Genomic DNA, 6961 nt, shown 5'->3' with positions numbered 1-6961 from the left:
ATTTTGCACTTTTAATCGATCTATTTCGTCAACAATTATAAGATCAATATCTTCATAAGTATCAGTAGAATATTCTTCTTCCCCTCCGTTATTTACCTTATAAATAGCTTTAGCCATACCCATTTTACCACCAATAATACTAATTTCGTCAGTCATTTTAGTAGCACGTATTGCTGGCGCTGTATAAAAAATTGTTCTAGCTTTAAGAATCCTTTCATCTGTATCTAAACCAATTTTTTTCTTATATTTATAATCTATTTGTTTTTCGATATAATCCCAGTTTGAATAATATCTTGAGGATAACGTTTTTCCTACTCCCGGTAGTCCGTAACAAATTCCTATATATTTATATTTGATACAAGCATCACAAAACTCTGCAAATCTTTTATACTCTTTTGTTTCAATAAACTTCTGTGATTTATTCATTGAAATACCTCTTGAGTTTTGACTTTTTAGAATCAGATTTATTCGACTTGTTCTCCAAATCTTTTTGCTGTGATAAAGCAATTTCTTCTGCAACAGTTCTTCTGGTATCAATTTGCTTATTGAGATTTTTACGCACCTTATTTCGTGCGGAAACAATATCTTTTAAATCTACTTGGTAATCAGATATCTCAGGGGAAATAGCAGTACATAAGTATTTGTCTTGATAGAACACTCGAATCTCTGCAATATCCCTTGGATCATAACGAATAATGACTGTTTCACCAATATATGCAGCTAGATTTGTATCTATATACCTTAAACCTTGGAAGTGAATACCATCCGAATGAACCTTCCTCGGTTTTGCTACATTTAACAATAATAAATCTAGGCTTTCCAAACTATCTGGCATATTGGGGAGGAATCCAGAATTATTCCAAGCTTTGATGGGTTCTTTTTTTGTTGTACCGTGAACCCTATGATGATAATTATATATAATGAAATTTGATAATTTATCATCAAGTTCTTTAAGAGTAAGAAGAGCAGGGCTGTGCTGATTTCCAATATATCCAGGTAAATCTTGTAGAAACAACTGATTAATAGTTAAAAAGAATCTTTCAATTTTCCCACGCCCTCTTGGAACTCCTACTGTAGAAAAAACAAGATTAATTTTTAAATCAATTGCTACTTGTTCCAAATGATTGGAGGTAAAGTCACTTCCATGATCTGTATAAAACTTTTCAGGGATACCACATATTTGCCAATCGGGGTTTCTTTTTCTCCATATTGCTTGGTGCAAAACTAAAGATGTTTGTATAGCAGACGGGTCTTGAAAAGTTAAAAAATATCCAGCAACTGCTCGACTATAGTCATCTAAAATAATTGTTAGCCAAGGTCTTTCCGGTTTTCCCTTTTCATTTAAAACAATTATATCTAATGGGGTATGATCAGCTTGCCAAATTTGATTAGGATAACTAGCCTCTCGTCGGTGAATTAAATCATAAGTGTTTTGATATTCTTTTTTTCCTTCATAAGCTAGTTTTTTTAGTCCTTGTGATAAAGACTTTGAAATAGCATAAACCTGATAGTAACTGGGTTGCTTCCAATTATTCTTTTTGCATGTCTCACAAATCTTCCTATGAATAGAAGTGACTGAATTTCTTTTGTGACTAAGTATTAAATTCTTAATCTCTTCTTGTACTTCATTTTCCACTTTAAATATTCCAGAATCTGTTCGACTCTTTCGAATCAATCCAATTAATCCAAATTGCTGATACTTACTAACCCAATAGTGAAGTGTACGTTTTGAAACACCAGATTCCTCAGCAATAGCTTTCAAGTTTTTCTCACGGTTAATATATGGCTCAATTAACCTGTATTTTTCCATAGCTATTTGTCTCTGCTCTTCTGAATACGAAGTCAATGATGGAAGTTCTTTTCCCATATAGAAACAGCTCCTTTTAATTAATGAAGCTAATGCTATTAGTTCCTCTAATTGTTGTCATTGTTTAAATATCGATATAGAGTGGCTCTACTTATACCAGTCATTTCTACAATTTCTTTAACGCTGTATTCTCTAGTATTATAAAGATTAATGGCTTTTGTAATATCTTTAGTTCCTACTTTTGGTCGTCCTCCTTTTCTTCCTCTTGCTCTAGCACTTTTTAGCCCCTCTTTAGTTCGTTCAACAATCAAATCTCGTTCGAACTGGCTAAAAGCTTGAAAAACAGTCATCATTAACCTCCCTTGCGGGGTGGTAGCATCAAAATTTTCTTTCACACTGATTAATTTTACATTTTTCTCTTCAAAGTAATTAACTAGATCGATTAAGTCTTTTGTGCTTCTACCTAATCTTGAAAAACTTTCTACTACAACAATATCCCCAGGTCTCAATTTGTCTTTTAGACGATTTAGCTCTGGTCGGTTTGATTTTGTTCCTGTCATTTTTTCTGTAAGAATTTCATTACAATTATATTTTTCTAATAAATCTAATTGCCGTGCTAAATCTTGCTGACGAGTACTTACTCGAGCATAACCATAAATGTACTGACTCATAAAAAAATACCACCTTTTCAATATAATTATATCATAAAGGGTGGTATATGAAACATAGATTTTGAGCAATCTTTAAAGACAATATTTCTTATGGCTTTAAGCTATTTAATATTCATAGTAAAAACGTCTCAAAAACATTCGTTTTTGAAATGTAGGTCTCTCCAAAAAATATCATTATATAATATTTGTTTAAAATCGGAGAATGCGAATAGTCTTAAGTAATTTAGCCAATATAATATTATAAATAGATTTTATAGGGAGTTTTTTGATGACAAAAATCAACATCATACAGCTTTTTGCGATTTTTTTATTAAGTATGGGGTTAACTAATCATGTCATTGTTATCCCATTTTTAATTAATGCTGCAGGTCGTGATGCATGGATAAGTGTAATTATTGGTTATATATTTACCCTTTTGTTCTCCTTATTATTATTGTATGTTACAAGGAAATTTCAATCAGTATCTATTTTTGAATGGATATCATCTACATATTCCAGACTGCTTAGTCGAACAATTGCTTTTTTATTGTTCATTTATTTGTCTATTACTGGTTTTATTACTTTAAAAGAAACGGTATTGTGGATAAATGAAACTTTTTTGTTTAATACACCCGTAGTAGTGGTATCTTTATTCATTCTAACTGCATCCATTTATATTTCATACGGGAAGATAAATGTAATTGCCATTTGCGCAGGTGTTGTACTTCCATTAGTTATTATATTGGGTTTGTTTGTCGCAATTGGTACCACTCCTGATAAAAACTATACACTTATTACACCTGTATTAGTGGAGAATGGGTGGAAGGAAGTGTTTCATGGTTCGCTTTTTGCATTTGGTTCAGCCATTGAAATAATTTTACTGATATTTTTACAGCATCACGTCGATAGGAAACTGAAGTTTTTACACATTTTACTTCTCATCACTTTTTTATTCATTCTAACTGTCGGACCACTACTTGGCAGTATCTCAACCTTTGGAGTAGAGGAAGCAGAGAAATTGAGATATCCTGCTTTTTTTCAGTGGCGTATCTTAGGGATTGGTAATTATTTCAATCACCTCGACTTTTTTTCCATTTATCAATGGTTATCTGGTGCCTTTATCCATATAAGTATGATTTTGTATATGATTACACTGCCCTTTGACATTAAGAAGAAAAAGCAGCGTTTTTATATTCAAGCCTTTATTTGTGTTATCTATCTAATTGTCATTACATTACCTATTTCAAATGAAGAATTCTTCATCTTTTTATCACGATTTTATTACATTGGAAGTATCTTTTTTGGTGTTTTTATCACAGTCTTTATTGCCTTTTTAATTAAAATTTCAACGAACAGGGTGTCTACAGATGAGAAGAGATAATTATAAAAAAAAGGAACAGTATATTACGAATCTTTTCCAACATTCAACAGACGTATCCATTGAGAAACAACACTTATATGCAAATAATAAAAAGGAACAAATGCTTATTATCTACTGCAATGGTTTAATTGAACATAAATTATTAATAAATAGTATACTCCCAGACATTCAAGACAAATACTACCGTGATGGACAAAAAGGTGTAGAAAATATAAATTGTTCCGAACGTATTACGTTGCGCAATCATGAAATAAATGTTGACAATACACTCCAAGAGAAAATTTTTAATGGCTATACAGCAATATTGATTGCTGAAAATTTATATTTCTTTAATACATCCAGTCCGCCAAAAAGATCACCAGAAGAATCTCATACTGAGGTATCATTGCGTGGTCCAAGAGACGCTTTTGTTGAAGATTTGAGTACAAACATCGCTTTAGTACGGAAAAGGCTTAAATCGAATTCTCTTGTAACAAAGTCTTTTACTCTTGGTAAAAGAAGTCAAACACAAGTTCGATTAGTTTACATAACAGATATACAAAATAAAAAGATGATTAAAGAAGTCACTCACCGTTTAACTAATATTGATATAGATATTATAAACAGCGACAACCAATTACTGGGTCTTCTTGGTGGTTCTAAGTATTCTCTTTTTCCATTAATGAAATCTGTATCTCGTCCAGATGGTGTTGTCAGTAGTCTTGTTAGAGGAAGATTTGCTATTTTTATTGATAATGTTCCCAACGTATTAATTGCACCAGGTAATTTGGGATTGTTTCTCCATACTGCTGAGGATGAACATACTCCATATTACTATGCTTCTTTGGAACTTTTACTTAGACTTTTGGGGTTAATGTTGTCCTTATTTTTACCTGCTTTTTGGGTTGCGTTATCTGCATTTAATGGAGACCAAATTCCATTTCCGTTACTAGCAACAATAGCATCTTCTAGATTAGGTATACCTTTTAATTCAGCAGTAGAAGTATTATTAATGCTAAGCCTATTTGAGTTATTTCGCGAAGCAGGTGTCCGATTGCCAAAGGCAGTTGGTCAAACCATAGCAGTTGTAGGTGGACTAATCGTAGGTGACGCAGCAATTCGAGCAGGTTTAACATCTCCAACTATGTTAGTTGTTTCTGCAATTACTGCTGTTTCAACCTTTACACTAGGTAATCAAGCTCTTTATGGGACAGTTACAATTATACGATTCTTTTCAATTTTTCTTTCTTCTGTTCTAGGAATGTTTGGCTTTTTTATCAGTGTCTATTTAACACTTGGCTACCTTGCAAAGCTAGAATCATTTGGTATTCCTTATTTAAGTCCAGTCTCACCATATGTAAAAAATGATTTTTCTAAATCTTTACTGAAATACCCAGTTGCACAACAAGATGAACGCGCAAAGATCCTTGACACAAATGATACTGATCGACAAGGAGATGAATAAAAATGAAACAATTAATGGTAATCCCACTGATAGGATTCGTATTACTGATTTTAACAGGGTGCTGGGATGAATACGAAATTGAAGAAGTGAATTTCGTCTCAACAATTGCAATTGACTATAAAGATGAAAAATATATAATTTATGCCCAAATACTTGATTTTTCCAATGTAGCTAAATCCGAAGATGGCAAATCGGGACAACCCATACCACTATACATAGGCAATGGTTCAGGTCATACAATTAATGATGCTATTTTCGATTTATATCGAACATCCCAAAAAACAGTAAACTGGTCACATATAGGAGCAATTATCTATACAGAGTCTATTTTGGAAAAAGGTATAAAAAAAGTGGAGGAATCCTTAAAGAAAAATGGAGAATTTCGTCCAACACCATGGATGTTTGGAACAAAAGAGTCAATTGAAAAAATACTTAGCTCTACTGGTTTTTTCCAACTGCCTCCAATATATACCATCTTATATGAGCCAACAGATGCATATAATCAATATTCGTATATTAAACCGATGCGTTTGCATAAATTTACTTCGATTTATAGCGAGCCAGGGGGGACTGCTTTACTGCCTTCAATTTCAATTGACGAAAACGATTGGAAGGAATTAACTACAGAACCAAAGACTAAAAACACCCTAAAAATAAATGGTGCTTTTCCTGTGAGTGAAGGAAACTATAGAGAGTGGATGTCTTATGAAGAGCTTATTGGTCTTAGATGGACGCAAACAAAGATTAAACGTACACCAGTAGATATTATTGAGGACAATGAAATAAAAGGTGTTGTAAGAATAACGTCACCATCTGTAAAAATAAATGTTGTTAGGGATGGTGAAAAGTTCCATTTTAACATACATGTTGATGCAAAAGGAGAATTAACAGATTTAAAAGAACACCTTTCCTCAAAAAAAATAGAAGAATTAGTAACAAAACAAATTGAAAAAGAAATAAGGTTCACTTATCAAAATGGAATTGATAAGGAAATTGACGTATATAATCTAAAAAATATACTTTTCCATGATAGGGTTAAACCACAACAATTAAAAAATTATACATTATCTACTAATTCTATAAAAAATGTTACAGTAAATTTCCTCTTAGAAAACAGGGGTTTATATGATTGAAACTGGAGTTAGATAAACTTAGTTGCTAATTCAAATAATTTATTTATAAATATTTAAAACAGTAAGACAAGGAGAATAAATTACTAAACAATGAAAAAGATTAAAATAAAAATGTCTGAGAGGTTAATTCAAAACTTTTGTTAAAACCGTTTTAATTTTATCTATTCTCCTTCATAATATCCATGAAGGGAAATATTACTCCGAGTTACAATTGTTTAGTAGTCATATTGAGAAACTAAAGGAAGAAATGCTTCTATGTGAAAATCCTGAACTTTAAAGAATTATTAAGGAGAAAATCACCTTTATAAACAACATAATTAAACATTTAGATAGAGAAACAATATAAAAAATCTCTCTTATCTTGGACTGCCCCTCAATAACAAATGGGGGTGCTTTTTTATGCCAAAATCCTCTCTCACATATTCTGGAATATTTTCCACATACTAAGACTACTAGTTCATTACATAGTGGAGGTTCATATGTGGAAAAGGAAACAGGATAACAAGAAAAAAACATTCCAAGGGGACATCCACTTTTTCCATGAAA

Annotated in this window: 5 protein-coding genes and 1 pseudogene; 3 read left to right on the top strand and 3 right to left on the bottom strand. The window is 31.9% G+C overall.

Annotated features, from left to right (window positions below):
• The 3 genes and pseudogenes from HNR27_RS17935 to HNR27_RS17925 all read right to left on the bottom strand — a co-directional run.
• On the bottom strand, positions 1–426 hold a 426-nt coding region (locus HNR27_RS17935), incomplete at its 3' end, for a TniB family NTP-binding protein (protein WP_488168371.1).
• The gene (locus tag HNR27_RS17930; protein ID WP_035197639.1) at positions 419–1867 is read right to left on the bottom strand and encodes a Mu transposase C-terminal domain-containing protein; all 1449 of its coding nucleotides are present in this window, start codon (positions 1865–1867) and stop codon (positions 419–421) included. The genes HNR27_RS17935 and HNR27_RS17930, both read right to left, overlap by 8 nt.
• Positions 1868–1932: 65 nt before the next feature.
• Positions 1933–2478 (bottom strand): annotated as a pseudogene (locus HNR27_RS17925) (recombinase family protein); the annotation flags it as partial.
• Positions 2479–2746: 268 nt separating this feature from the next.
• Here HNR27_RS17925 and HNR27_RS17920 point away from each other — a divergent pair.
• From HNR27_RS17920 to HNR27_RS17910, 3 genes are read left to right on the top strand one after another with little or no spacing between them, the layout of a single operon-like run.
• Positions 2747–3838: a GerAB/ArcD/ProY family transporter gene (locus HNR27_RS17920; protein WP_429340697.1), complete on the top strand. Its 1092-nt coding sequence runs from the start codon at positions 2747–2749 to the stop codon at positions 3836–3838.
• On the top strand, positions 3825–5282 hold the full coding sequence (locus HNR27_RS17915) for a spore germination protein (RefSeq protein WP_339213350.1): 1458 nt from the start codon (positions 3825–3827) through the stop codon (positions 5280–5282). The genes HNR27_RS17920 and HNR27_RS17915 overlap by 14 nt, the downstream gene beginning before the upstream one ends.
• Before the next feature lie 2 nt (positions 5283–5284).
• On the top strand, positions 5285–6415 hold the full coding sequence (locus tag HNR27_RS17910) for a Ger(x)C family spore germination protein (protein WP_429340696.1): 1131 nt from the start codon (positions 5285–5287) through the stop codon (positions 6413–6415).
• Positions 6416–6961: the final 546 nt, after the last annotated feature.

This window comes from Ornithinibacillus bavariensis, from assembly GCF_050433565.1.
GTDB classification, from domain to species: domain Bacteria; phylum Bacillota; class Bacilli; order Bacillales; family Amphibacillaceae; genus Ornithinibacillus; species Ornithinibacillus bavariensis.
The sequence above is the reverse complement of the archived record's forward strand: the minus strand, read 5'-3'. Positions and strand labels throughout refer to the sequence as shown.